The sequence below is a fragment of the Macrococcoides bohemicum genome (assembly GCF_016865215.1).
GTDB lineage: Bacteria > Bacillota > Bacilli > Staphylococcales > Staphylococcaceae > Macrococcoides > Macrococcoides bohemicum.
In genome coordinates, this window is sequence record NZ_CP054482.1 from 1,820,601 (window position 1) to 1,845,887 (window position 25,287).

At 34.3% G+C, this 25,287-nt stretch carries 27 protein-coding genes and 10 tRNA genes; 10 read left to right on the top strand and 27 right to left on the bottom strand.

What is annotated here, in order from left to right; translation table 11 throughout:
- The first annotated feature begins 33 nt into the window (after window positions 1-33).
- Together HT586_RS09420 and yidD are read left to right on the top strand one after the other, a co-directional pair.
- Window positions 34-807, top strand: a complete 774-nt coding sequence (locus HT586_RS09420) for a hypothetical protein (RefSeq protein ID WP_203545677.1) — start codon at window positions 34-36, stop codon at window positions 805-807.
- 9 nt (window positions 808-816) lie between these two features.
- Window positions 817-1,047: a membrane protein insertion efficiency factor YidD gene (gene yidD / locus HT586_RS09425; protein ID WP_188018685.1), complete on the top strand. Its 231-nt coding sequence runs from the start codon at window positions 817-819 to the stop codon at window positions 1,045-1,047.
- A gap of 31 nt (window positions 1,048-1,078) precedes the next feature.
- On the opposite strand, the gene HT586_RS09430 is transcribed toward yidD, so the two are convergent.
- From HT586_RS09430 to HT586_RS09460, 7 genes are all read right to left on the bottom strand, one after another.
- Window positions 1,079-2,128 (bottom strand): acyltransferase, encoded by a 1,050-nt coding sequence (locus HT586_RS09430; protein WP_203545678.1) that lies wholly within the window; start codon window positions 2,126-2,128, stop codon window positions 1,079-1,081.
- A 170-nt stretch (window positions 2,129-2,298) separates the two neighbouring features.
- Entirely contained in the window at window positions 2,299-3,279 is a 981-nt protein-coding gene (locus HT586_RS09435; protein ID WP_203545679.1) for an enolase C-terminal domain-like protein, read from the bottom strand.
- The gene (gene menE / locus HT586_RS09440) at window positions 3,260-4,657 is read right to left on the bottom strand and encodes an o-succinylbenzoate--CoA ligase (RefSeq protein WP_203545680.1); all 1,398 of its coding nucleotides are present in this window, start codon (window positions 4,655-4,657) and stop codon (window positions 3,260-3,262) included. The genes HT586_RS09435 and menE overlap by 20 nt, the downstream gene beginning before the upstream one ends.
- A gap of 141 nt (window positions 4,658-4,798) precedes the next feature.
- Window positions 4,799-5,620, bottom strand: coding sequence for a 1,4-dihydroxy-2-naphthoyl-CoA synthase (menB, locus tag HT586_RS09445; RefSeq protein ID WP_199798134.1), 822 nt, complete (start codon window positions 5,618-5,620; stop codon window positions 4,799-4,801).
- Window positions 5,610-6,404, bottom strand: coding sequence for a 2-succinyl-6-hydroxy-2,4-cyclohexadiene-1-carboxylate synthase (gene menH, locus HT586_RS09450; RefSeq protein ID WP_203545681.1), 795 nt, complete (start codon window positions 6,402-6,404; stop codon window positions 5,610-5,612). The genes menB and menH overlap by 11 nt, the downstream gene beginning before the upstream one ends.
- Window positions 6,391-8,064 (bottom strand): 2-succinyl-5-enolpyruvyl-6-hydroxy-3-cyclohexene-1-carboxylic-acid synthase, encoded by a 1,674-nt coding sequence (gene menD, locus HT586_RS09455; RefSeq protein ID WP_203545682.1) that lies wholly within the window; start codon window positions 8,062-8,064, stop codon window positions 6,391-6,393. The genes menH and menD overlap by 14 nt, the downstream gene beginning before the upstream one ends.
- On the bottom strand, window positions 8,051-9,355 hold the full coding sequence (locus HT586_RS09460) for an isochorismate synthase (RefSeq protein WP_203545683.1): 1,305 nt from the start codon (window positions 9,353-9,355) through the stop codon (window positions 8,051-8,053). The genes menD and HT586_RS09460 overlap by 14 nt, the downstream gene beginning before the upstream one ends.
- A 143-nt stretch (window positions 9,356-9,498) precedes the next feature.
- On the opposite strand from HT586_RS09460, the gene HT586_RS09465 reads away from it, so the two are divergent.
- Window positions 9,499-10,419 (top strand): 1,4-dihydroxy-2-naphthoate polyprenyltransferase, encoded by a 921-nt coding sequence (locus tag HT586_RS09465; RefSeq protein WP_111744544.1) that lies wholly within the window; start codon window positions 9,499-9,501, stop codon window positions 10,417-10,419.
- Window positions 10,420-10,471: 52 nt separating this feature from the next.
- Here HT586_RS09465 and HT586_RS09470 read toward each other — a convergent pair whose 3' ends face one another.
- From HT586_RS09470 to HT586_RS09535, 14 genes are all read right to left on the bottom strand, one after another.
- Entirely contained in the window at window positions 10,472-10,732 is a 261-nt protein-coding gene (locus tag HT586_RS09470) for a hypothetical protein (RefSeq protein ID WP_203545684.1), read from the bottom strand.
- A gap of 15 nt (window positions 10,733-10,747) precedes the next feature.
- The gene (locus tag HT586_RS09475) at window positions 10,748-11,215 is read right to left on the bottom strand and encodes a PH domain-containing protein (RefSeq protein WP_203545685.1); all 468 of its coding nucleotides are present in this window, start codon (window positions 11,213-11,215) and stop codon (window positions 10,748-10,750) included.
- 216 nt (window positions 11,216-11,431) lie between these two features.
- Window positions 11,432-11,520, bottom strand: a tRNA-Ser gene (locus tag HT586_RS09480).
- A 45-nt stretch (window positions 11,521-11,565) separates the two neighbouring features.
- Window positions 11,566-11,637 (bottom strand) — tRNA-Glu (locus tag HT586_RS09485).
- Window positions 11,638-11,641: 4 nt separating this feature from the next.
- Window positions 11,642-11,716: transfer RNA gene (locus HT586_RS09490), tRNA-Asn, on the bottom strand.
- Window positions 11,717-11,723: 7 nt separating this feature from the next.
- Window positions 11,724-11,797: transfer RNA gene (locus HT586_RS09495), tRNA-Gly, on the bottom strand.
- A gap of 7 nt (window positions 11,798-11,804) precedes the next feature.
- A tRNA-His gene (locus HT586_RS09500) sits at window positions 11,805-11,880 on the bottom strand.
- Between the two features lie 22 nt (window positions 11,881-11,902).
- Window positions 11,903-11,975 (bottom strand) — tRNA-Phe (locus tag HT586_RS09505).
- Window positions 11,976-11,979: 4 nt separating this feature from the next.
- A tRNA-Asp gene (locus tag HT586_RS09510) sits at window positions 11,980-12,055 on the bottom strand.
- 7 nt (window positions 12,056-12,062) lie between these two features.
- Window positions 12,063-12,136, bottom strand: a tRNA-Met gene (locus HT586_RS09515).
- Window positions 12,137-12,368: 232 nt separating this feature from the next.
- A complete protein-coding gene (locus tag HT586_RS09520; protein ID WP_203545686.1) occupies window positions 12,369-13,289 on the bottom strand; it encodes a ketopantoate reductase family protein in 921 nt (306 codons plus the stop codon).
- 241 nt (window positions 13,290-13,530) lie between these two features.
- Window positions 13,531-13,619: transfer RNA gene (locus tag HT586_RS09525), tRNA-Ser, on the bottom strand.
- 1 nt (window position 13,620) lies between these two features.
- A tRNA-Asn gene (locus HT586_RS09530) sits at window positions 13,621-13,695 on the bottom strand.
- A 79-nt stretch (window positions 13,696-13,774) separates the two neighbouring features.
- Complete coding sequence (locus HT586_RS09535) at window positions 13,775-14,332, bottom strand: competence protein ComK (protein ID WP_157742155.1); 558 nt, start codon at window positions 14,330-14,332, stop codon at window positions 13,775-13,777.
- A 244-nt stretch (window positions 14,333-14,576) separates the two neighbouring features.
- Between HT586_RS09535 and HT586_RS09540 the strand changes: the two genes are divergently transcribed.
- Window positions 14,577-14,786, top strand: coding sequence for an IDEAL domain-containing protein (locus HT586_RS09540; RefSeq protein ID WP_096076010.1), 210 nt, complete (start codon window positions 14,577-14,579; stop codon window positions 14,784-14,786).
- 75 nt (window positions 14,787-14,861) lie between these two features.
- On the opposite strand, the gene lplA is transcribed toward HT586_RS09540, so the two are convergent.
- The 4 genes from lplA to hemE all read right to left on the bottom strand — a co-directional run bounded on the left by lplA (window position 14,862) and on the right by hemE (window position 19,287).
- The gene (gene lplA, locus HT586_RS09545; protein ID WP_096076009.1) at window positions 14,862-15,848 is read right to left on the bottom strand and encodes a lipoate--protein ligase; all 987 of its coding nucleotides are present in this window, start codon (window positions 15,846-15,848) and stop codon (window positions 14,862-14,864) included.
- Between the two features lie 67 nt (window positions 15,849-15,915).
- Window positions 15,916-17,292, bottom strand: a complete 1,377-nt coding sequence (hemY, locus tag HT586_RS09550) for a protoporphyrinogen oxidase (RefSeq protein WP_203545687.1) — start codon at window positions 17,290-17,292, stop codon at window positions 15,916-15,918.
- A gap of 15 nt (window positions 17,293-17,307) precedes the next feature.
- Window positions 17,308-18,228, bottom strand: a complete 921-nt coding sequence (gene hemH, locus HT586_RS09555) for a ferrochelatase (RefSeq protein WP_096076007.1) — start codon at window positions 18,226-18,228, stop codon at window positions 17,308-17,310.
- Between the two features lie 18 nt (window positions 18,229-18,246).
- Complete coding sequence (gene hemE, locus HT586_RS09560; protein WP_096076006.1) at window positions 18,247-19,287, bottom strand: uroporphyrinogen decarboxylase; 1,041 nt, start codon at window positions 19,285-19,287, stop codon at window positions 18,247-18,249.
- A gap of 139 nt (window positions 19,288-19,426) precedes the next feature.
- Between hemE and HT586_RS09565 the strand changes: the two genes are divergently transcribed.
- Window positions 19,427-19,945, top strand: a complete 519-nt coding sequence (locus HT586_RS09565; RefSeq protein ID WP_096076005.1) for a hypothetical protein — start codon at window positions 19,427-19,429, stop codon at window positions 19,943-19,945.
- A 22-nt stretch (window positions 19,946-19,967) separates the two neighbouring features.
- On the opposite strand, the gene HT586_RS09570 is transcribed toward HT586_RS09565, so the two are convergent.
- Both HT586_RS09570 and HT586_RS09575 read right to left on the bottom strand, forming a co-directional pair.
- On the bottom strand, window positions 19,968-21,185 hold the full coding sequence (locus tag HT586_RS09570; protein WP_203545688.1) for an ABC transporter permease: 1,218 nt from the start codon (window positions 21,183-21,185) through the stop codon (window positions 19,968-19,970).
- Window positions 21,178-21,912: an ABC transporter ATP-binding protein gene (locus HT586_RS09575; RefSeq protein WP_269152336.1), complete on the bottom strand. Its 735-nt coding sequence runs from the start codon at window positions 21,910-21,912 to the stop codon at window positions 21,178-21,180. Before HT586_RS09575 ends, HT586_RS09570 begins: the two co-directional genes overlap by 8 nt.
- Before the next feature lie 140 nt (window positions 21,913-22,052).
- Here HT586_RS09575 and HT586_RS09580 point away from each other — a divergent pair, with 140 nt between their 5' ends.
- The 5 genes from HT586_RS09580 (at window position 22,053) to HT586_RS09600 (ending at window position 25,232) form a co-directional block, all read left to right on the top strand.
- The gene (locus HT586_RS09580; protein WP_096076003.1) at window positions 22,053-22,478 is read left to right on the top strand and encodes an HIT family protein; all 426 of its coding nucleotides are present in this window, start codon (window positions 22,053-22,055) and stop codon (window positions 22,476-22,478) included.
- 59 nt (window positions 22,479-22,537) lie between these two features.
- A complete protein-coding gene (locus HT586_RS09585; protein WP_096076002.1) occupies window positions 22,538-22,894 on the top strand; it encodes a YtxH domain-containing protein in 357 nt (118 codons plus the stop codon).
- A gap of 191 nt (window positions 22,895-23,085) precedes the next feature.
- A complete protein-coding gene (locus tag HT586_RS09590) occupies window positions 23,086-23,631 on the top strand; it encodes an HTH-type transcriptional regulator Hpr (RefSeq protein WP_096076001.1) in 546 nt (181 codons plus the stop codon).
- 33 nt (window positions 23,632-23,664) lie between these two features.
- Window positions 23,665-24,240: a DUF3267 domain-containing protein gene (locus HT586_RS09595; RefSeq protein ID WP_096076000.1), complete on the top strand. Its 576-nt coding sequence runs from the start codon at window positions 23,665-23,667 to the stop codon at window positions 24,238-24,240.
- A 65-nt stretch (window positions 24,241-24,305) separates the two neighbouring features.
- On the top strand, window positions 24,306-25,232 hold the full coding sequence (locus HT586_RS09600; RefSeq protein ID WP_096075999.1) for a peptidylprolyl isomerase: 927 nt from the start codon (window positions 24,306-24,308) through the stop codon (window positions 25,230-25,232).
- The last annotated feature ends 55 nt before the right edge of the window (window positions 25,233-25,287 follow it).

Consider the following 25,287-nt stretch of genomic DNA (forward strand, 5'->3'; position numbering starts at 1 on the left):
ATTCATCACAAAATTATCTATCCAGAGGTCACTATGAAAAAATTAACTGTACTTTTTATTATTTTAACATTAATTATTACCGGTTGTGCAGCACCACAGGAAAAAAAGAAACCATTAACGAAAGACCAGATTATCGCTCGAATGCAGAAGAATATTAAAGCAACAGATAGCATTTCACTCGATGCTACTAATAAGATAACGATTTCATATGATAAGTTCACGACAAAGTTTACACAGGCTACCGCATCTCAATTTGATACGATTAATAAAAGCGCGCTACTTATTAAAGCTGATTCGAATAACACGAAATATCCTGTAAAGTCTGTTATATTCAATATGGATGATGGTAATATCGAAGCTTTTCCTGAACCTCAATATTTAAATTATCGCGCACGCAATGCTGATATCCAGTATTTTTCAAGTATTCAATCAAATATGGTTAATTTAACAGATATTGTTCAAAATGTCGTCAAAAAAGAAGTTGATAATATAAAAACGACGGATAGCACGATTCAATATCAAGGTAACTCTCAGAATTTAAAGCATCTATTTGATTATGGCGTCGATTTCTCAAGCATGAATCAAGTGTCTACATTTAATGATCTCACAGATATTAAAATTCAAAGTGGTTCATTTGATGTTGAATTATCACCCGTGAAGAAGCTACCCAAAACATTGTCATTCGATATCAAAGTCAATGCTAAAATTAAAAATAAACCTGTTACGATATTAATGACACAGGAAACGCATTATAAGGCCTTTAATAAGACAAATGTTGCTATGTATAAAGCAGAAGAAATAGATTAGGAGATTATTATGAAACAACTATTATTAGCCGGTATTAAGTTTTACAGAAACTATATCTCACCGATGACGCCACCCACATGCCGCTTCACACCGACATGTTCCCAATATGGATTAGAAGCAATTGAAACACACGGTGCACTTAAAGGTAGCTATTTAACGATAGTAAGAATCCTTAAATGTCACCCATTTCATCCCGGTGGCTATGACCCAGTCCCAGAAAAAGAACATCATCATCATTAAAAAAGGAAATTCCGAAATGGAATTTCCTTTTTTAATGTACTCTATGTATAATTTTACGCCATAACATCTCTTTTTGTCCTGGCGACTTTGCAATTGGAAATAAATAATTACTTTTAGGTAACAAACTTAATACGTCTACTGTAATTAATGTAACAGCTATTACAAGAATATAGTTGAATAACAGCATGTAGGGATTCCAAAACGACTTCGGAATAACTTCACCTAATACACCAATAACAAGCATATGAACAAGATAAATACCCATGGCTCGATTGCCCATATAACTTAATAAATAAATAGTGATGTGATTTGATTTCCAGTACAATACGATGATAAATGCAATCGCTAGTGGTACCATAATCAGATTCATCATCCTATCAGAAGTAAATAGTTTCGGAATATCCATTTCTAATAATGACACTAATAAACCGATAATCACATAGTAAATCAAATAATCTTTGAGATACATAATCCATTGTTTTATCTGTTCGAAATGATATGCCAGATATCCTCCCATCATAAAGAAACCTATCCAGTTAATTAATAGTGCACGATGATTTATTGCATAAATACTATCTCTTACTAAGTACCAGATAATCATTAATATGATTAATAATAACGTCCATTGCGCAATATTATTCTTGTTAAATATTTGATGTGAAAGTACATAAAAAAGATAAAACTGTAATACAATTGCAATGAAATACAGATGAACATAGCTATCACCTAAAAAAATATATTTCAATATTTTGCTGCTGTCAAAATTACTTTTACCTGTAACATCCATTATCACAAGATAAAAGACAGACCATATGAAATAAGGAATAACAATTTTCTTTATTCGAGATATTAAAAATTTTCTATAGTTCAATGTTTTATCTTTAAATCCATTAAATAATAAAAATGCACTGATTATACAAAAAATAGGTGTGCCGACACGTGCAAACTGATTAATCACTAAACTTAGCTTTAATCCTAAATTCATCTCTTCGATAGGATACATTAACGTAACATGCGTTAGAACTACCAGCAGACAAGCTATAGCTCTTATAAATGTGATTTCTTCATAATATTGCTTCATAATATTTGCTCCTTTACATACTTATTAGAACAAATATATACATATTTTGCAATCGTATTTTTGAAATTATATTTTAAAAAATTAAGGTAAATAAATCTTTAATATATATTTTTTTGATAATAAAATAAAGTTTCCTCTTAATTTTGTATAGAGAAATATTATTTTATCTTTTAGTTATAGGAAGCTAATAATGTTAAGTGAGATTTCTGGACTTCCGGCACAGAAATGTTAAGTCGATTGTCATTAATTATTTCATCATATTCAGTAAAGTCATGCGCAAAATAAGTACCTTTCGGCGTAATGTCCGGTACAGTCTGAAATGTTTCACCGAGCAGCGCCGTAAAATATTTACTTAGTCCGAATTCATACATGCCTCCGGATACGAGCTTCATTTCTGGTAAGTTTTCTTTTATCTTAAGTGCACTAGTCACGCCACCTAATCTACTATATTTAATAACAGCAGTATTAACACCTATATTATAAAACTGTTGTATCGTATGCGCATCAGTCGCACTTTCATCGATGGCAAGATTAATCTTTGGATTCAAGCGATGTATTGAACGATAATCTTCAATAGAACTGAACGGCTCTTCAAAATAAAGAATATCATACTCAGAAAGTTTACAGATCAAGTCAAAATGATTTGCATCCATTAACCCGTTTGCATCGATGACGATTTGAATATCACTCGTCTTACGAATGGATTGTACCTGCGCTAAAATATTGTTATGCATCTTTAATTTCACTCGTGCTGCATTTGGTTGAATAGCACGTGCATCATGATGTAGCGTTTGACCGATCAACACTGTCACTGGCTGTAATTGATTAAAATATTGATACGCAATGATATCAAAACAACTGGATGCATTCGGTTTTTCAGGATCAAGTAAAGCATTGAGTGTTTCTATTGAAGATAATGGTCTATTTTTTAATATTTCAAACTGACTTATGAGTGATTGATAAACCGTTTCTATCGTTTCAAAATGATACCACGGTGTTTCAAAACTATTTGCTTCCGCATAATATTCCACACCATCAATTACGACACCTGCTATAAGCACCTCACGCTCATTTAAAGTAATAAGATTTGTCTTAATCGGCGCTTTAAATGGTGCAGCATATGAATAAATATTAAGCTTTGAGATATTCATGAACAAACCATTCCTTACATTGATGACGTGATATTTTTCCATTCGATGTTCGTTTTAAATTATTAACCCGAATAAATTGTTTAGGATGCTTATATTTTGCGATATTATTATTTAATGTATCTTGAATAGTTGCCTCCATATTACCATCTGCTTCATATAAACAAACCGGGACACTGCCCCACTTGCTATCTTCAATACCAATGACACAAGCTGCATGCACCGGTGTATGACTTAATATGATCTGTTCAATTTCTGAAGGATATATGTTTTCTCCACCTGAAATAATTAAATCTTTACGACGGTCTAATATATACAGGTAATCATCCTCGATATACCCGATATCTCCTGTTAAGAAAAATCCATCTATGAATGCTTCTTGATTTGCACTTTCAGGATAGAGATAGCCGTGCATCACATTATCCCCACGTATGCCAATTTCGCCGACCTGATTCACTACATTAAATAATTGGATATTTTGATTTATCTGGCCGACACTTTTCGGATACTTCTCGATATCTTGAGGTGTTGCTGTAATCATCTGTGAACATGTTTCAGTCATACCAAACGATGTATAAATAGGTAGAGCTGCACTTCGTGCCTGAATAAGTAAACGATCATCTAATTTAGCGCCACCAATCAGTATGGCTTGAAGGGCATATTGCTGGTTAAGTCCTTGGCTTAAGAGACGTTCTAAAGTTTGAGGGACAAGCGAGAGATGCGTGATCTCTTTTTCTTTAATGTCATCGATAATCTGCTTTGCATCAAACTTTTCATGCAATACGACAGTGCAGCCATCAATCACTGCACGTAATAATATACTCAAACCACTTATATGAAACAATGGCAGAACATCCAGCCAAATTGAATTATGGTCATACGTAAACGTTGCTTTACAATTCCCAGCACTTGCTAAATGATTGATAAAGCGTTGTGGTACTGCTTTTTGAACACCAGTCGTGCCAGAAGTAAACATGATAGAAAGTATATCATTTGGTTGATTATCAACAGGATAAAGTGGTTGTTCATTTAAGTTATTTAATATGAAAGATTTAGTTTTCGTTTGAATCGATTTAAATGTAGTATTTGTTATTAACAATTCAGTATTTACTGAATCCATTTGTATTTGAATTTCTTTTTCAGTTAAGTGTTTATTGATCATTACGAGTTCAATACCGGCGAGTATTGAACCATGGATCATGTAACAATCATCTAATGTATTTTCTGCTTGTAGTGCAATTCTTTTATATTTTAATTCAGAAAGCTTGTAAGCTACCTGACACGCTTTATGAAATAAATCTAGATACGTTACCGATTGATTTGAATAGATTATTGCTAACTTTTCAGGATACTTTTCAGCTGCATCTTTTAACCACTGCATATGTTCACGTCCTATATATGTATTACTATTATCATAGCAGAAATATTAAATGTACTGATATATTATTCTTTCTCAAAAAAGAACAACCGGATGTATTTGTACAATACAATCGGTTGTTCTGATTTTTATTTATATCATTTCTTATGGGAATTTAGGGAACTGATCGAAGTTCGGCTGACGTTTTTCTTTAAATGCGTCACGACCTTCTTTCGCTTCATCACTTGTGTAGTAAAGCAATGTAGCGTCACCAGCGAATTGTTGTAAACCAGCTAGTCCATCAGTATCAGCGTTCATCGCAGCTTTTAAGAAACGCAATGCTGTTGGAGAATGTTGTAACATCTCTTTACACCATTGTACAGTTTCATCCTCGATTTTGTCTAAAGGTACTACTGTATTAACTAAGCCCATATCTAATGCTTCCTGCGCATCATATTGACGGCATAAGTACCATATTTCACGTGCTTTTTTATGTCCAACGATTCTTGCTAAGTAACCTGAACCGTATCCAGCATCAAATGAACCTACTTTTGGTCCAGTTTGACCGAAACGTGCATTGTCAGCAGCGATTGTTAAGTCACATACGATGTGTAATACGTGTCCACCACCGATTGCATAGCCACGAACCATCGCTACAACTGGTTTAGGAATAACACGGATTAAACGTTGTAAATCTAATACGTTTAAACGTGGAATATTGTCATCACCTACGTAACCACCATGGCCACGTACTTTTTGGTCTCCACCTGAACAGAATGCTAAGTCACCTTCACCTGTTAAGATGATTGCACCTACTCTTTGATCATCACGTGCACGAGAGAATGCATCGATCATTTCCATTACTGTATTCGGTGTAAACGCATTACGAACTTCCGGACGGTTGATCGTAATTTTCGCGATACCTTCAAAAAATTCATATTTTATTTCTTTATACTCTTTTAATGTTTCCCAAACTCTAGTCATGATTTTCCTCCTTGATAAACGATACTATTATTGTATCAAATATTTTTAAATTCTCCACATGAATTGTATGGCCAGCTTCAATTATCATATGTCGTGCATCGGGCAGTTCTTTTACCATACGTTTAGCGATTGATTCAAACTTCTTATCTAAACTTCCAGTAAGCAATAGGACTGGTTTATTAAAATCTTGTAAAAGCGGCCAGAGATTCGGTTGTCTGCCTGTTCCATATTCTCTTAAAGCTTTAGCAATACCAATTGGTTCGTGATGCATTCTTATATCACGCTGTCTTGTTTGCTGTCCATCAGTTAACGGATGATACGTTTTAAATAAAGAGAGCTTTTCCCAGTGCGCTATAAAAGCTGAGTAATCCAATTCTATCCATCTACTACGTTCTTCATCTTGCTGAATACGTTCTCTTCTTAATTGCTCATCTTCAATTCCAGGCGTCGCACTTTCAATAACGAGCTTATCGATCAGTTCCGAATAATGCAGTGCAGTATATAGCGCTATGCGACCACCCATCGAATAACCATACAGAATGATTTCGGTATATTGATTTCGATAACGCGTTAATGTTTGTGCAAGCGATGCTGCGATTGAATCAAATGACCACGTTTCATTAGTATTAAAAGCTGCTCCATGTCCTGGACATTCCACTAATAACACATCCGTATGATACAACAGTCTTTCTTTTGCTGGTAGAAAGGTTTCACTGCTACCCAGGAAACCATGAATCATCACGATAAGACTTTCATTATTACTATTAAAATATTTATATTTCAGCATTGAGTTTCGCCTTTAATGTCGTAATTAATGCGCTGTGTGCTTTCAAATTCTCTTCTCGATCAGATGTGATTTCAATAATATGGCCGCTTTCTTTCGGTAATGTGATTTCATCAAATACATTAAATTTCTTATATTTAAAGTCATACAACTTTGCAGTATGTTCAAAATCGAGGTTAAGCGGTGTGCCAAATAAACGTTCAAAATGCTTCTTATCTTCATACTGTGGTAAATAACTGAAGATACCGCCACCATTATTATTCATCACTACAATATTAATCATATGAGAATGGTGATATTCTGATAACATCTTCTGCATAACAAGTCCGTTCATATCATGGAAGAATGAGATATCACCAATTATCAACGTCACCTTTTTATGTCGAGACATCCCAAGCGCCGTACTCACTACACCGTCAATACCATTTGCTCCACGATTACAATACGGTTTACCTTCAAAGTTTGTAAAGAATGTATCACAATCTCTAATCGGCATACTGTTGCCCAGGAAAATGACTTCATTCTTCTTGATTTGTTTAAAGATCTGATACATCGCACTACCTTCGTCGAATATTGTCTGTGTGTGCTGCATAATGTGATTGATGACTAAATCATTTAATGTATGCCAGAATTTTATCCATGATTGATTGTTGACTGGTTTCTCTTCTGCCACTTGTCTAAAGAAGTCATTCGCAGTAATTTCGATAAATAAGTCCGGCACTTTCGGAAATGTATTAGGCTGAATTCTTGGTTGGATTAAAATTTGTGGTGCTGTCTGCGTTTTAATCCATTGATTGATCGCTTTCGATACAACAGCGTTACCAACGCGAATAATATAACCCGGCTGAATATCTTTAATGACTTTAAAGATACTGTCTCCTGTTGTCACAACATTCGGGTGCTTTAAATCACGAATCTGACTAAGCGGGTCTGCAATAATCGGTATATTATGTATTGTAGAAAAGACAAGCATCTGTGTTAAATCTTCCAGCTGACAATCACCGACGATTATGATGCCCTTTTCCTGACGAATGATTGGTTTGACTGTATTGACATCAAATGTCTTCTGATAACTAACCTGAACCTTTGGAGTAATTGTCATCATTTCTGCTAGCTCAAAGTCCGGCATCAATGGTTCTCTGAAAGGTATATTGAAATGTACCGGGCCTTTCATCGGTCCACTGAAATAACGACTAGACTGCATCATTACAGCATCGATAAATTGAATCGATTCATCTGTATCATCTGCAATCGGAAAGTCACGTTCATATTGTACAAAATTGCTAAACATCCCTACCTGATTAATCGCCTGTGGTGCACCGACATTGCGCAGTTCATGGGGTCTGTCACTCGTAATCACAACGAGCGGCATATGACTGATAAAACATTCAGACACTGCCGGGGTATAGTTACTTGCTGCAGTTCCAGATGTACAGAGTACTGCAACCGGCTTGTTCGTTGCTTTCATCAGTCCAAGTGCATAAAAAGCTGCACTGCGTTCATCTGGATGAATATACGTCTTCATCTTTGGATGAAGTTCACATGCTATCGCAACGGGTGTTGAGCGTGATCCTGGTGAAATCACTATCTCATGTACACCATAATCATATAATGATTTAACGAAATGAAACACTTGTTTAGTTAACGCGTCATTCATCTTCATTTACTCCTAACATTTCTAACATCGGTTTAAATTTAATTTCTGTTTCATAAACTTCACTCTCTACAACACTCGACTTAACAATACCACATCCTGCATAGAGCATCGCAGTGTTATCCTGGATAACCATCGAACGTATAGCAACGATAAATTCACCTTCATCATTTAAATCAACATAACCTAATGGTGCACCGTATAATCCACGCCCTTCATTTGCCTCCGCTAAGAAATGCATCGCCGCACGTTTCGGAAAACCACCCAGTGCAGGTGTTGGATGTAGACTTTCAGTTACTTCTAATAATCCACCACGATTCAACTTCGCATTAATCGGTGTATATAAATGATAGAAAAATTGATTTTCTAATATATCCGGTGATTGTTTTAAAGTAATCTCATTTGTAAACGGTGCGAGATCTTCCTTTATACTTTCTACAACGATTTTATGTTCATATAGATTCTTCTCATCATATAGTAACTTTTGTTTCGCGTTTGCAATACTTTTGCCCATCGTTCCGGCAATGGCATTTGTATGAAGTATGCCATCCTGCACCGCAACAAGCTGTTCAGGTGTCTTTGTAATAAATGTTTGTGTTCCAGACTCCATTAAAGCAAAATAACTCACTTCATGATTTTTCATCGCCTGATCGATGAGTGGCAAAATATCGATATCTCGTTCCATCGTAATCTTTCTCTTTCTTGATAGCACAACTTTTTCCAGCTTTTCTTCCTGCATCATCGATATTGCTTTATGTGCATTAGATTTAAATAAGTCCAGATCAATATCTTCAGCAGATATTATTTTGTTATATGGTACATTATCTCCGGTATGATGTCTTAATGCTTCGATTAACTGCGCTTTGTCTAAAGATTGATCAACAAATATTATTGAAGCGTGTCCATTACTTTCAACAATCTGTATTTTCGGAATGATGAAATGACTCTTTTCATAAGCAGAAAAATTTTTACTTTCATTATTATCAAACTGAAAGCCACCAAAAAGCTTTAAATCATACTGCGAACCATTACCAATATATGTTGCATCCTGAACAATCGCCTTAAACTGTCGTTCGATTAGAATGGGATGAATCGTATCTGCTGTAACTACTGAATGATGACCAATACCGATTAACTTAAAGGATTTATCTTTATTGATAAAGACATAACGCTCTCCTGCAAATGCATGAAAATAATCCATGATCCATGCAACATTTAGCTGGAAGTCTAAATCAAATTGTTCAATTTTATTAATTTTATTTGTTGTTAAATGAGACTCAAACTGTTGATTAATCGGCACATTCTACACTTCTTTCACTTCAAAATAATATACTTATTATTTTAACATTATTCAATGATTATTGGACAAATTATGCTAGATTTGTTGACGATGACTATTATTAAATATAAAATTTATACATTAAGAATAAAAGAGGTATGAATATGTCTGAACATTTACAACAACACACTGGTATAGCAAAGTATTATCACTTAATGCGACCACACACCTTAACAGCAAGTTTCGTACCTGTACTTGTCGGAACAGCATGCGCAAAATATTTCACTGATATCCGTATCGACTTACTTATTATCATGCTTATTGCCTGCTTATTGATACAAGCTGCAACAAATATGTTTAATGAATATTTCGATTACAAGCGCGGACTGGATGATCATACTTCAGTCGGAATCGGTGGTGCAATCGTAAGAAATGGTATGCGTCCTAAGTCAGTATATAATTTAGCAATTGCTTTTTATATCATTGCCGCAATATTGGGTCTTTATATTTGTTCTCAATCGTCATGGTTGATCTTACTTGTTGGGATTGTATGTATGGCAGTAGGTTATTTCTATACGGGTGGGCCGATACCAATCTCATGGACGCCATTCGGTGAAATCTTCGCCGGATTCTTTATGGGATTTGTAATTATTATGATTACGTTCTACATTCAGGTAGGACATCTAGAATGGTACCCTGCAATTATGTCAATTCCAGTTTCAATCAATATCGGCATGATTAATATGGCCAATAATATTCGTGACCGTGTTAAAGATAAAGCGAGCGGTAGAAAGACTTATGTTATCTTAGTTGGTAAAACAATCGCAATTATTACGATGGCATTATTATACTTAATCAGTTTCTTAGTAGTACTGTACACAGTGTTCTATAAACCTTATGGTTCGCCATTTTTATTACTTGTATTGCTAAGCTTTAACTTGCCGATTAAAGCAGTAAATCGCTTCTTCAAAGGCAACACACCAATCGAACTGATGCCTGCAATGAAAGTTACCGGACAATTCAACACCTTATTCGGATTCTTATTTGCACTAGGCTTATATCTCGCAGCATTAACTGCAATCTAAAAAATCGTGAGACTATTATCTAGTCTCACGATTTTTTTTATTATTTTTTTTATTATTTTTGATTGAAGAATTCTTTTAATCTTCCCACAACTGCATGTGCATCTTCTTCAGTCACATCACGCACACCAGATTTTGTTAAATCGATTACATAACTTTGTGCATCATAAAGCACATCAATAGAAGTTCCATTTACTCCGTAGCTGCGTGGTTCAATTTCCTGCACTTTATCTTCTTCATGATTTTCACGGTAATCTACACCAAACTGACCTAATTTAAGTTCTGCATATGTTACTAATTTATCGATATTCGCCATTTTATATGTCCCCCTTTATATTGTTTCAGACATTTTAATTCTAATAAATTCCACCATTTCAGGCAAGTCTTTACTTTTAATCATACGCAGTGTAACTGACTTTTCACTTAATTTTTTACGTTTATATTTGAAAAATAATTCTCCATATTCCCCTTCAGTATCGGGCTCAAAATCAATCTTTACTATATCCGCATATTTAATTACTTCATAGTAAATACGTTTTGATTTCATTTTGCTATGAACCATAACAATGCGGTCATCTAATAAAATGAATAATCCATGTTGATTCAAATTAATATGACTATAGGTCGCAAAATAAATAAGTTCTTTGTTTTTAATATCTTTGCAGATTACTTTTAATAATTTAATAAAGAAACGGCGTTCTGATTTTTTTATTCTTTTAAAGATTTTTGAAAAGCGTTTATATCTTACTGGATAGTTTAGTTCTGCTAACACTTTACGTGTCGATGCTTTATCTCTCATTTCATCACCTTATGATTTCTATTTTGTATTATACTTCACAATAAACTTTAGAAGTATAATATTTGAATAAGTATATTATACTTGCTTTCTACATTAAAAAATAGACGTTGAAGCAACTTTTATCATTAAATAACATTAAGTAAAAATATGTCCGGTATAACTAAATAAAACTACTGAAGTTACATTGAAGTATCATCAGTAGTTTTATTCTATTAGCGGATCGTGAGAGATTCGAACTCTCGAAACGCTTGTGACGTTTACACACTTTCCAGGCGTGCTCCTTCGGCCAACTCGGACAACGATCCATAATAATTAAAAAAATCAGAAGCGATATTTCACTTCTGATTATATGACCCCTACGGGATTCGAACCCGTGTTACCGCCGTGAAAGGGCGGTGTCTTAACCGCTTGACCAAGGGGCCTAAATGGCTCCACAGGTAGGACTCGAACCTACGACCGATCGGTTAACAGCCGATAGCTCTACCACTGAGCTACTGTGGATTAATAATGGAGCGGGTGATCGGAATCGAACCGACGACATCAGCTTGGAAGGCTGAGGTTATACCATTTAACTACACCCGCTTAACAATGGGGCGACTGATGGGAATCGAACCCACGAATGTCGGAACCACAATCCGATGCGTTAACCACTTCGCCACAATCGCCTTGCATAATAAAATTAAAATATGGCTCAGGACGGAATCGAACCGCCGACACATGGATTTTCAATCCATTGCTCTACCGACTGAGCTACTGAGCCAAAATGGCGGTCCCGACGGGAATCGAACCCGCGATCTCCTGCGTGACAGGCAGGCATGTTAACCGCTACACCACGGGACCACTTTAATTGCGGGAGGCGGATTTGAACCACCGACCTTCGGGTTATGAGCCCGACGAGCTACCAGACTGCTCCATCCCGCGTTAATAATATGTTGTCTCTCGTAAAAAGAGTACTTTTAAAATATATCATTTTAAGTTTGTGAACGCAACATCAAAAAAGTGTAAATTTTATCTTTAGAGGCAGTTTGCATCCGAATGTTGTATAAAAGTATGTTTTATTGCGGTTAAGCTAGTGATTTATTTCTTTTTACGCAACCATCAAAAAACCAGACATGTTGTTACATGACTGGTAAAAAAATCAAAATCTATTCTTCTATTTTTCAATTTGATGTACTAAATGCGTTAAAATATCACAATATGGTGTTCCTATCCCTGCTTCATCACCATATCGACTTACAGCACCTGTTAAGAAATCGACTTCTGTCTTACGTCCATTATGAATATCTTGAGTCATAGATGGATAATGCAGACCAACGACATCAGGCGAGTACATTTTATGGAATTTCTCCATTGTTGCATCTAAATCCAGCTTAGCACCTTTAGTAGCCCCTACTGCAATAATTTCCTTAACTAAAGGGATTAACATTGCATCTGCTTGTTCATACGCACCAAATTCCCCGATACGTTTATCCGTTACTGAACAGTATGTGTTAAAGCAGCAGTTCACTAAAGCTTTATTCCAGATTGATGTAACAATATCATTACTGATAACACCATTAAGTTTCGCTTCATCTAAAATTACTTTCAATTTTTCAATGAATGCATCCACATGTCCATCAGGATATCCAAATTCAATATTACCAGTTCCTTCTAAAATTAATTCACCTGGTCCTTTTAAACCCGCTGACCACATTGTTACAGCCAGTATAACTTGCTCAACAGACAATTTCTTCAGCAGCATATCACCATGACCTAAACCATTCATCAGTGACATCACTTTCGTTTCTTTTGTGATGACACCCTGTTTAATTAAATTATCGATCGTTTCTTCAGCAGTCAGAGCTTTTGTTAATAAAATTACCAAATCAGCCGGTTCATTATAGTCATCCATAAATACTGCTTTAACTTTGTGGTTGGTTGTTTCACCATAAGAATGAACAGCAACACCATTACTGTTCAGCGCATCAACATGGTCCTGCCATTTATCAAGCATCACCACATCTTGTCCACTTTCAGTTAAATAAAGACCAACACGTCCACCCATCGCACCTGAGCCTGCCATAACTATTTTCATACTTTCTTCCTCCTCATTTAATGATCTAATATTATATTATCACAGGAATAAGTATGTTTGTTAAACTATTCACATACTTGTTATGTATTAATTTATAGTCATTTAGATAAAATTAATACATCAATGCGTAATCATAATTTCAAAAATATAATGTATCTATGATAATTCAAAAATTCAGATTATTCAATAATTTATTTTAAACATAAAAAAAAACACTTAGCATACACTAAGTGTTTTGTAACGGAGATGGAGAGATTCGAACTCTCGCGCCGGTTACCCGACCTACACCCTTAGCAGGGGCGCCTCTTCAGCCAACTTGAGTACATCTCCATGGCTCCACAGGTAGGACTCGAACCTACGACCGATCGGTTAACAGCCGATAGCTCTACCACTGAGCTACTGTGGAATAATTTCAATCAACAAATACTATTATATCAATTGAAATAAATTGGTCAATACTTTCGGTAAATATTTTTATGGAACATTTACACCTTTTTCTCTAATAATGCATACATTGCTAACATTTCGAATAGATTTGCCCTGCATTTGTCAAAATGCACTGCTTCCTGCGTATACATTTCCTGTTTTAACGCCTTTGCTCTTACACAATATTCGAGTTTAATCCCATGCAAATACTGTGTATTAAAAGTATACGTTGTCACCGGAAAAGATACTTGTGACTGATCATCAAATTCCACAACAGTATCATAATGTTCCCCTGCGTGAAATCTATTTACGTAGTGAACATTGATCCAGGCCATATCGTTACTTCGATCACTGTGCGTCGGAAAGAAATATGTTTGTGTACCGGGCTGGACGATAATCGGTGGTTTCGTATAGATTTCCGCAATCATCTTCGTAGATATTTTTCTCGCTTTATAGGAAGCATGATAAAAGAATAGTGAGTCTTCAATGATATGAAGTGGCTTCTTTTTAAATATAAATGTTTCTCTTCCGTATTCACCAATTTCCGAAAGTACACTTCTACCATCTCTATACGCCTTAATATACATCGTCTTTTCATTAACAATATATTTCTCCATATCAACTTTCTCCTTTGTCAATATATTGATAATATTATACACAATTCCACTTAACATTTGTTAACTTTTTCAAATATTTAACATAGTTTACAATAGAAAAAGATATGTTTACAAAGTTAAAAATATGGTTATATATTATTAATCAAAACGAATAAATGTTAATTAATATAATTTTCTGAATACTATTGCAATTTAGAATATTATATACTATACTCGTTTTAATACATTTTAGGAGGTTACACTTATGAACTATAATCAACAAACACAATTAAATGGTCTTGAAACTTTCGTATCTAATCTCAATAATTTATATATCGAGCTTATCATTGACGAAGCTGTTAAAAGTCATCAAAAGAAATTATTAAAAGAAAAGATTGATTTGTCTTTATTAAATCATAACCAGGAAGCATTTCTTCAATATACGAGTGAATTGAACGCTCTGGAGGAAATTTAAATTGAATACTTTCAAATAAAGCGCCAATGCCTCAAAAATTAATTTTAAGGATTGGCGCTAAAAATTTATCTTTTTTTATTTTGCAACTAAACTTAAAAATTCTTCTTTCGTTATTCTACCGAAGTAATGTCCAAAATCTACTGTATCTAAAACTGCCTTCACAGCCCTTTGATTATGTGGTAATCCTTTAAGTTTCTGTTCAATCTCAGTAACTTCGCCTACACCGAAGAAATCACCAAATATTTTAATATCATCAATCATGCCTTTAATGGCATTAATCTTAAGTTCCAACATACCGCCAGGAAATTTCTGTTTGACTTCATAGTTATATTTCGGATTTTTCCCGTAATTCCAGTCATAGTTACGATATTTCTGTTCACTGATTTCTTCTATCTTCTTCCAGTCTTCTTCCTGAAGTTGATATTCTTCAATCTCACCATCGAATATTGAATTCAGTAATGTCTGTTTAAAATCTTCCATTGACATTGGTTCTTCAAGAAATTCCTGAATATTTGCTACACGTGAACGAATAGATTTTATTCCTTTTGTTATTAATTTCTTTTCACTTACTGTTAAGCTCTTCACGACTTCTTCAATATCACTGTTTAACATCAGTGTTCCGTGTGAGAACATGCGATCTCCCGATTGAAACATCGCATTTCCTGAGATTTTACGTTCGCCAACCTGAAGATCATTACGTCCTGTCATCTCAGCTTGTACACCTAATTTATTAAGTGCCTCTACGATCGGCATCGTAAATTTCTTAAAGTTATGGAAACTGTCTTCATCAGCTTTTGTTACAAAGCTAAAATTTAAATTGCCTAAATCATGATAAACTGCTCCACCACCAGAAATACGGCGGACGACATGAATATTTTGTTCATCAATATATGATTGATTAATTTCAGCAAATGTATTTTGATTCTTTCCGATAATTATTGAAGGTTCATTAACATAGAATAAGAAATAGGAATCATCTTTCGGTAAATGTTTCAATACGTATTCTTCCATTGCTAAATTCAATGAAGGATCCGTTATATTATTATTGTGAATAAATTTCATAACATCCTCCTAAAGTGCGTCTGTATTTCATTATAATGCTGTAGATTCATTATAGATAATATTTTGATTATTCATGTGCAATTTGTAATGCAGCGCGCTGCCCTTGAGCAACGCAGTCTGGCAGTCCTACCGCTTCAAAAGATGCACCGGTAATCACTAAACCAGGATAGTGTGTCTTAAGATAATGTTGAATTGAGTGAATACGATCAATATGACCTACTTCATATTGTGGCATGCTATTAAATAACTTCGTCACTATCGTAAATTCAGGTTCACCTTTAATTTCCATCATTTTATCCAGGTCATTGCGTGCGAGTTTAACAATTGCTGCATCGTCATTGTCCTTAACGACATTGCTACCTGGACGACCTACATATGCACGTAACAATGTCTTTCCGGGTGGCGTTGTATGAGACCATTTTTTATCTGTCCACGTACACGCAGTGATGACGGTGTCAGAGTTCTTAGCAATAACGAAACCTGTTCCATTTTCTTTGTTGTTCACCTGACTATCATCAAAGGCCATAACAACAGTAGCAACACTTGTCGTCTCCATATAATCGAAATAATTTAATGGTCCATCATTAAGCCATTCTCGAAATACTGTATGTGGAACAGTAATAATAACTTTATCGTAGTATACTTTCTCCCCATTTACAGTAATATGATAGCCGTTGTCTAATTTTTCAATGGCATCAACTTTATGATTATATTTAATATGGACACCTTTTTGTTCTATGTCTTTTACTAGTGCCTCTATAAAACTCATCAGACCATTTTTAAATTGTCTAAACTGTCCCTGAACCGGCCCTTTACTTTTAGGTGCTTTCTTCTTGTTTGCACGCATTCCTTTTATAAGACCACCGTGCTTTTCTTCAGTCGCCTTAAAGTCTGGGAATGTAGATTTTAAACTTAACTTATCAATATCAGCACCATATATACCTGATAACAATGGTTCTATTAAGTTCTCTAAAGTTTCATTTCCTAAGCGTCGTCTGAAAAAAGCACCGACTGAAACATCCGGTTCCATCGGTTTTGGTTGAATCAAATAATCCATACCTGCGCGTAATTTTCCAATTGGTGAGATAAGACGTGTTGATAAAAATGGTTTCATCTCAGTTGGTATACCTAATATTGAACCACCTGGTATCGGATAAAGTTTATTTTTGGCATAAATATATGATTTTCCGGTATTATTTATCACAATGTCATCTTTTAAACCGATTGCTTCAGCAAGTTCTGTCATAATCTTTTTACGTCCAAGATATGATTCTGGACCTAATTCTATCGTATACCCATCTTTTTGATAAGTTTTAATCTTACCACCTGGTACATCGCCCGCTTCTAATATATCAATCTCAATCGATGAATCTTCTTTTTGCAGATAGTACGCTGCTGATAACCCTGTAATACCTGCGCCGATCACTGCACATTTCTTTGCCATGTTAAACACTCATTTCTATTGATTTAATACACTTTGAATTTCATCCACCATCGCACCGATAAAACGTTCATCCGTATTCGGCATCGCAGGGCGATAATATTTCACATTTAAATCGTCACACACGACTTTGCATTCATAATCATTATCATATAAAACTTCTAAATGTTCACAGACAAATCCTACTGGTGTATAGATAAAATGTTCATACTGTTCTTCTTCGTGTAATTTACGTGTTAAATCCTGTACATCAGGTCCTAACCATGGATCTGGTGTATTACCTTCTGACTGCCATCCAGTCTCAACGTTTAAAATTTTAGAATTGTCCATGATCATTGTTGCAGTATCCTCTAATTGATCTGGATAAGGATCGCCCGCTGCTTTAATTTTCTCTGGTAGACTATGCGCGCTGACGATCAACACTGTCTTTTCCCAATCAGTCTCTGGAATTGTATCGAGTGTACTGTTCACTTGATCTGTCCAGAATTCAATAAATTTATCCTGATTATAGAATGATTCAACATGTTTAAGTTGAATACCATATTTACTTGCTTCTTCTGCGGCACGTTTATTGTAACTTCCTACTGAGAAGTTAGAATAATGTGGTGCTAAGACAATTGTTACCGCTTCAGTAATACCATCATTATGCATCGCTTCTACTGCATCTTCAATAAAAGGTGCGATATGCTTTAAACCGATATATAATTGATAGTCGTCACCTGTAGCTTCATTTAATGCTTCCACTAAAGCTTCTGCCTGGCGTTCTGTTGTCCCTGCTAGCGGTGAGATACCACCGATTGCTTTATAACGATTTTTTAAATCTTGTAAACTTTCTTCAGATGGTTTTCTACCATGTCTAATATGTGTATAGTATGGTTCAATATCCTCTTCTTTATATGGCGTACCATAAGCCATAACGAGTAATCCCTTTTTAGTCATTCATTCTTCCCCCAAATTTTAAGCTTTATATTTCGCTGAATAATCATGTACAAAAGCACTTACACGACGTAAAGTGTCCGGCTTAACTTCCGGAAATACACCATGTCCTAAATTAAAGATATAACTATCCGATTGTAATCCCTGATCTAAAATGCGAACTAAATGACGCTCAATTACTTCCCATGGTGCAAGTAAGATTGCAGGATCCAGGTTGCCCATCAAAGTCTTTGTAATGCCTTTTGCACGTGCTTCTTCTATTTGCAGTCTCCAGTCTAATCCTAATACATCGACAGGTAAAGCATTCCACTCTTCGATCAAGTGACTTGCACCTACACCAAATGTAATAACTGGTACTTGTTTTTCTTTTATCCCAGCAAAAATTCTTGTCATATGTGGTGCAATAAACTGATGATAGTCCGCTTTATTTAACGCCCCAACCCATGAATCAAATACTTGAATCATCTTACAACCAGCATCGATTTGTGCGTGCGTATATGTAATACACATATCAGCTAGTTTCTCCATGAGCATATGCCATGCTTCGGGTTGCTCATACATCATCGCTTTTGTTTTGTTGTAGTTCTTAGATGGCCCACCTTCAATCATATAACTCGCTAAAGTAAACGGAGCGCCTGTAAATCCGATCAATGGTACATTTAACTGTTCCTGCGTTAATAATTTAATTGTATCTAAAATGTACGGTACATCTTGTTCCGGATGAATCTCACCTAAACGAGAAACGTCCTGAATCGTACGGATTGGATTATCGATAACCGGTCCAATACCAGATTTAATCTCTACGTCAACACCAATTGCTCCAAGCGGAGACATAATATCTTTATAAAGAATTGCTGCATCCGTGTTATATTGATCGACCGGTAACTTTGTTACATATGCACAAAGTTCTGGATCATGTGTAATTTCAAATAAACTATGTGTTTCTTTAATCTTTCTGTATTCAGGCTGACTTCTTCCTGCCTGACGCATAAACCAAACCGGTGTATGGGATGCTTTTTCTCCTCTTGCTGCTTTTAAAATCGTATCGTTAAATGAATTCAAACAAACTTCCCCCAATTTTTTCGTATATAGTCTGATTTTATCATAAGAATTATTATAAAGTAGCATAAAAAACTAATGTCATTAAACTGACATAAATCTTGTATTTTGGGTATAGATAAATAAAGAGAGGATGATAACGATGTATACTTATATAACTTATGGTTCCAGCTTTTTCCTGGATAAAATAAAAAGGAAATATTCAAAACGACAAATATTATCTTTCTATAATGAAGACAATGCTTATTTATATGAAGAAACGGATGATAAATCGATGTTTAGTGCACCACAATCATTCACTAATGTTATTAATGATGGTAAACTTCTTGAGAAACCGACTTTATTACTTTATTTTATTGTGAAAGAAGCGCGTCAGGAAGTCTTTGATACGAAACCTTTCCCTTTAGAAAAACTTAATGATTACGAAGGATATCAGGCTTTCCGTCTATTACGTCCTAAACGTGGTGAAACATATGTTGCGACTTTCCAGTTTGATAGAAAGAGTCAGATAGATGATTTCAGAAAGAGCAGCTTCTTTAGAGAAAACTTCAGTAAAGAAGCATTATCTATGTATCAATCAGAAGATATTATGGCCAATATATATTATTCAAAATATTTATATGTAGAGAAACCCGAAGGATTAACAGAAGCAGAAGATTAAAGAAAGGATTGAGACAGATGTCTCAATCCTTTAATAATTTCATACGTTTTTCAATTTTCTCTGTTACATTACGCATCGTCCAGAGCATAAGCAGGAAAAATACAGCCACATAATAGAAGTGCGCAGGATAAAATATAATATAGATTACCGCGATAATCATTGTTGTAAGACATACGAGTTTACGCATGAACTGTTTGAAACCTATTAATACCAAACTTTCCGGAACTGGCCAAACTTGTGGCCACAACTGAAATGCCTGTTGTTTATAAAATTGTGATGTTTGTAAGACAATCGCATACACTAAAAATGCGCCGATAATCATTGCAATAATTTCCTGATTCACAATCCACATCACAACAGCTGCAATTAAGATGAGTCGAATGATAATCCATAATGCATCACTACTGCGCAGAAAATTTCTAACAAATAAAAACTCAAACATATGTTGCTGATTGTACTTAGTTTTATTCTTAGTTAATAAAACATCTAGTACACGACGTCGTTTAACAGTATCTTTCATACCTTTTACATCTGTAAACATATTAATCGTTTTATTTTGTTGATGTGTCAATCGTTCTTCGTAATCTATCATTGCATGCCAGTTTACTGTACGGTATTGTGTATTTTTAATAAGCAGATAAATCAGACCAAACCCAAAAATGATAATCGGAAAGATTGTCATCGGTAAGCCTTCAAGTGAAGTATAGATTCCAGATAATGACATTAAAAATATCAGTAGACTGCTCAAATGTTGCGCTATATCTAACTTCATCATTAAAAAACGGATCCGTATACCAATGATAATCATTAAGAGTCCTAATATAATAGCACAAATAAACCCTCTCACCGATGGATCTACTACATTAAAATATAGCGGAATAAATAAAGCTGCAACAATTGCAAAAATAACAATTCGAATCAATGCACTTCTTATCATTGCTGATTTAAAATAGGCATTCATATGCTGTTCAAAATTCAGTAAAAAAATCTGATCTGCCGGTCTGACGAAAGTTCTAATATTCGTAATGGTTAGCATAGCGAGTGTTACTGCAATAATAAGATGATAATTGATGTGCGGTGATAAGTGTTTTACCATTTGTGAATACTGTAACATCAATGCACCAAAAGCAATTGATAAGAATACGACAAAATGACCATTAAAGATAAACTTACTATAATAAGCTACTTCTTTATGATTCTTCGCTCGCCTTTGATTAAAAAGTTGAACCGCCTTATTCATGCGCATCACCTGTTGCAAAAATATAAATTTCGTCCAGTGTGGCATTCGGCATATTAAACTGCAACCTCAAATCATTAAGCGTACCTTTACCGATTAGTTTACCATGATGCATCAGTAAAAATGAGTCGCAATAACGTTCTGCCGTCGTTAAAATATGGGTACTCATCAATACAGTGCGTCCGGCTTCTCTCGCTTTCACCATAAGATCAAGCATCGATTGTATCCCTAAAGGATCTAGTCCTAAAAATGGTTCATCAATAATATGAAGCGCTGGTTCCGGGATAAATGCACAAATAATCATTACTTTCTGTTTCATCCCTTTCGAGAAATGAACAGGAAATTGTTTCAGCTTATCTTCCAAACGAAATATCTTTAATATCGGCATCGCGCGTTCCATAGCTACCTCTGCATCAATATTATATGCCATCGCCGTCATATCGATATGTTCTTCTAATGTTAATTCATCATATAACACAGGTGACTCTGGAATATACGATAGTTCTGAGCGATATTTAAATGGATCGTTTGAGAGTTTATAGCCATTGATTTCAATATCACCTTCTAACGGACGTAGCAACCCTAACATATTCTTAATCGTCGTACTTTTTCCGGCACCATTTAATCCGATAAGTCCGATAATCTGACCAGGTGCTAATTCAAAATCTATATTATGAATAACAGGTTGATTACCATATCCCCCTGTTAAATTACTCACTTTAACTGTCACATGCATTCTCCGTTCATCTTAATTTAAATTTATTGTATCAAATAATGATTATTTCTCATAACGAATTGTGATTGAATGAATATTTTCATTATTTACATTATAATAAACAAAATAGCAAATAATTTAAGGAGGCGTTTTCAATGCGTGAAACAGTTTTCGGAAAAATATTAAAAGGTGACATCCCTTCATATAAAGTTTATGAAGATGAGTATACATATGCATTTCTAGATATCTCACAAGTATCAAAAGGCCATACACTCGTTATCCCTAAAAATGCAGCTGAAGATATCTTATCTGTAGACCCTGAAGATTTAGCAAAAGTTATTCAATCTGTACAAAAAGTTGCTAAAGCAGTTGATGCTGCATTTAGTCCAGCTGGAATCAACATTATTCAAAATAATCGTGCTTTCGCTGATCAATCTGTATTCCATATCCATTTCCATATCATTCCACGTTATGAAGATGATATAGATGGGTTCGGTTACAAGTGGGAAACACATGCGGACGCGTTCAACGAAACAGCAATGCATGAATTAAAAGATGCAATCAGCAATGCGATAAAATAAGCATGTTATTAAAAATTATGGGTATAGATTAGTACAAGCAAATTGAGGAGGATCAATTTATGAAATTTTCACGTATATTATTAGGATTTGGTGTAGGAATCGCTGCAGGTGCAGCAACATCAATATTAAATGCACCGAAGTCAGGTAAAGAATTACAACAAAACTTTCAATCAACTGCATATGACACTAAAGCACAGATGAATCAGTTAAAGATTGAAGCAAATGAAGTAAAAGATGCTGTCTTCAAAACAAAAGATGCTTCACAAGAAGTGATGAAAACGATGACAGATGAAATTAAAGATATGATTGCACATTATAAATCTGATATTCAGCCAAATGTTGAGAATTTAAAAGGCAATATCGAAAACTTAAATAATCGTAAAACTGAAATTATGGATAACTTATCAAAAAAATAGATATAAAAAAAGAAGATATGATATCTTCTTTTTATATTTTTAAAAATTCAGAAAAATATCTTGTTTCACAAATGTATTATGTTAAAATATTATTATCCTATAGTAAAGTATGATGTTATCATCATACTTTTTTTTATTTTAACTATAGCAATAATATAAATTTAATATACAAGTGAAAGGATGGCAGCGTTATGAAACGTGAAAAAGATGTAATTGAAAAAATGCTTTTTACACATAAAGTATCTCAGTTGAGTAAAGCTTTATGGAAAACCGTGGAAAAAGACTGGCAAAAATGGATTAAACCTTATGATTTAAATATTAATGAACATCATATATTAATAATCATCAGAAACCTTGAAAAGGCAACGATTTCACAAGTGAGTCAATATGGCGTGATGCATGTTTCAACTGTGTTTAACTTTGCTAAAAACCTTGAAAAGCGTGGATATTTAACGATGCCTAAAAGTGAATTCGATAAACGTAATACGTATCTTGAATTGACTGAAAAAGGGAAAGAATTGCTGTATGAAACATATCATGGTTATAAAGAAACAGATGATCGTATTTACGAAGCAGCAAATAATTTTAATGACATAATGCATGACCTTCCTTCTTTCACTGAATTAAAATATATCGTAGCGCAAATATATGGCGACGACTTTATTAAACACCTTGATAAAAGTCATAATGACCTATTAAAAGTTTTACTTGACGAGAACGAAACTGATAATGCATAATTGCTAGGTAAATTGACCGATAGGAGAATTGCCATGTACTTATGTAATAAAAACTTTAACTTTCGTGCAACATACGGTTTACAGCGTATATTGCTTATTTCAGCACTTATTTCAATCTTAGTATTTATCGTTAGTTTTGAATTATTCTCAAGTGTTTTTGGTAAACATTTCTCTGATCAGTACTTTTTTCTTTTTATCGCAGCATGTTTATTGCTATACCCTATTCATAAATTTTGTCATATGATACCTTTTATGAATGATATGAAATCAATGATCTTACAAAAAACGAATAAGTCTAAATTTTTTCCGTTATTTAATATAAGAATCAATCATCCGATTCACAAAATAAAATTTGGTATTTCACTGATGCTGCCGTTTGTCATAATAACTTTTATCACGTTATATTGCGCAGTAGCATTACCACAATTTGCACATTACTTTCTATTTATATTTTCTATTAATGTCGGGATGTCATTTATTGATTTTATATACTTAAAGTATATTATCAATACACCGAAAGGCTCTTACATCGAAGAACGTAAATATGGTTTTGAAATACTGACAAAACATGAACTTTCAATGAATTATCACGAGTGCAATATTAGATAAATTGTAATCTAATATTGCTTTGTGATATATTAGAACAGAAATTGTAACTGAAAAGGAGAATACGTATGACGAAACTTAAAAAAGTAATTCTGCCTGTAGCATTATCTATATCAGTTTTAGGATTATCTGCATGTGGAAATAATGGTGAAACTTTAATATCTTCTAAAGCAGGAGATGTTACTACAACAAATGTAATTAAAGAGATGGGTAAAACTGAAGTAGCTAACACAGCGTTCCAAATTTTAATCGGAGATATTTTAAAAGATAAATACGGTAAAAAAGTAGATGCAGATAAAATTAAAAAGTCTGTAGATGAAGAAATTAAAAAATACGGTGGCGAGAAACAATTCCTTCAAATTCTACAACAACAACAACCAGGGATGACTGTTGAACAATATAAAGACACGCGTGTCAATGATGAATACCGTAAAAAATTGTTAGAAGAAACAGTTAAAGTAACAGATGCAGATGTAAAAGAAAATGCGAAGAAAGCATCTCACATCTTAATTCAAGTGAAATCTGATTCGAACAAAGATGGTTTAAGTGATAAGGCTGCGAAAGCAAAAGCAGAAAAAATCTTAGCACAAGTTAAGAAAAACAAAGCTGACTTCGCTAAGATCGCTAAAAAAGAATCTGGTGATACAGGTTCTAAGGCAAACGGTGGATCATTAGGCTATGTTGTTAAAGGACAAACAGTTGAACCGTTTGAAAAAGCGTTATTTAAATTAAAAGAAGGCGAACTTTCAGGCTTAGTAAAAACTGACTTTGGTTACCACATTATCTTAGCGGACAAACAAGATGATTTCGATAGCCAAAAGAATAGTCTAAAAGAAAAAGTACGTCAAACTAAAATTCAAAAAGATCCTAAATTAATGGTTGATGCATACAAAAAGCTGCTTAAAGACTACGATGTCGATTACAAAGATAAAGACATTAAGAAAATCGTTGATGAGCAAATTTTAACAGCACAATCACCAGAAGTAAGTCAATAATCTAAAAATCCCAGGATATCAATAATTCCTTATTGATATCCTGGGATTTTAAGTT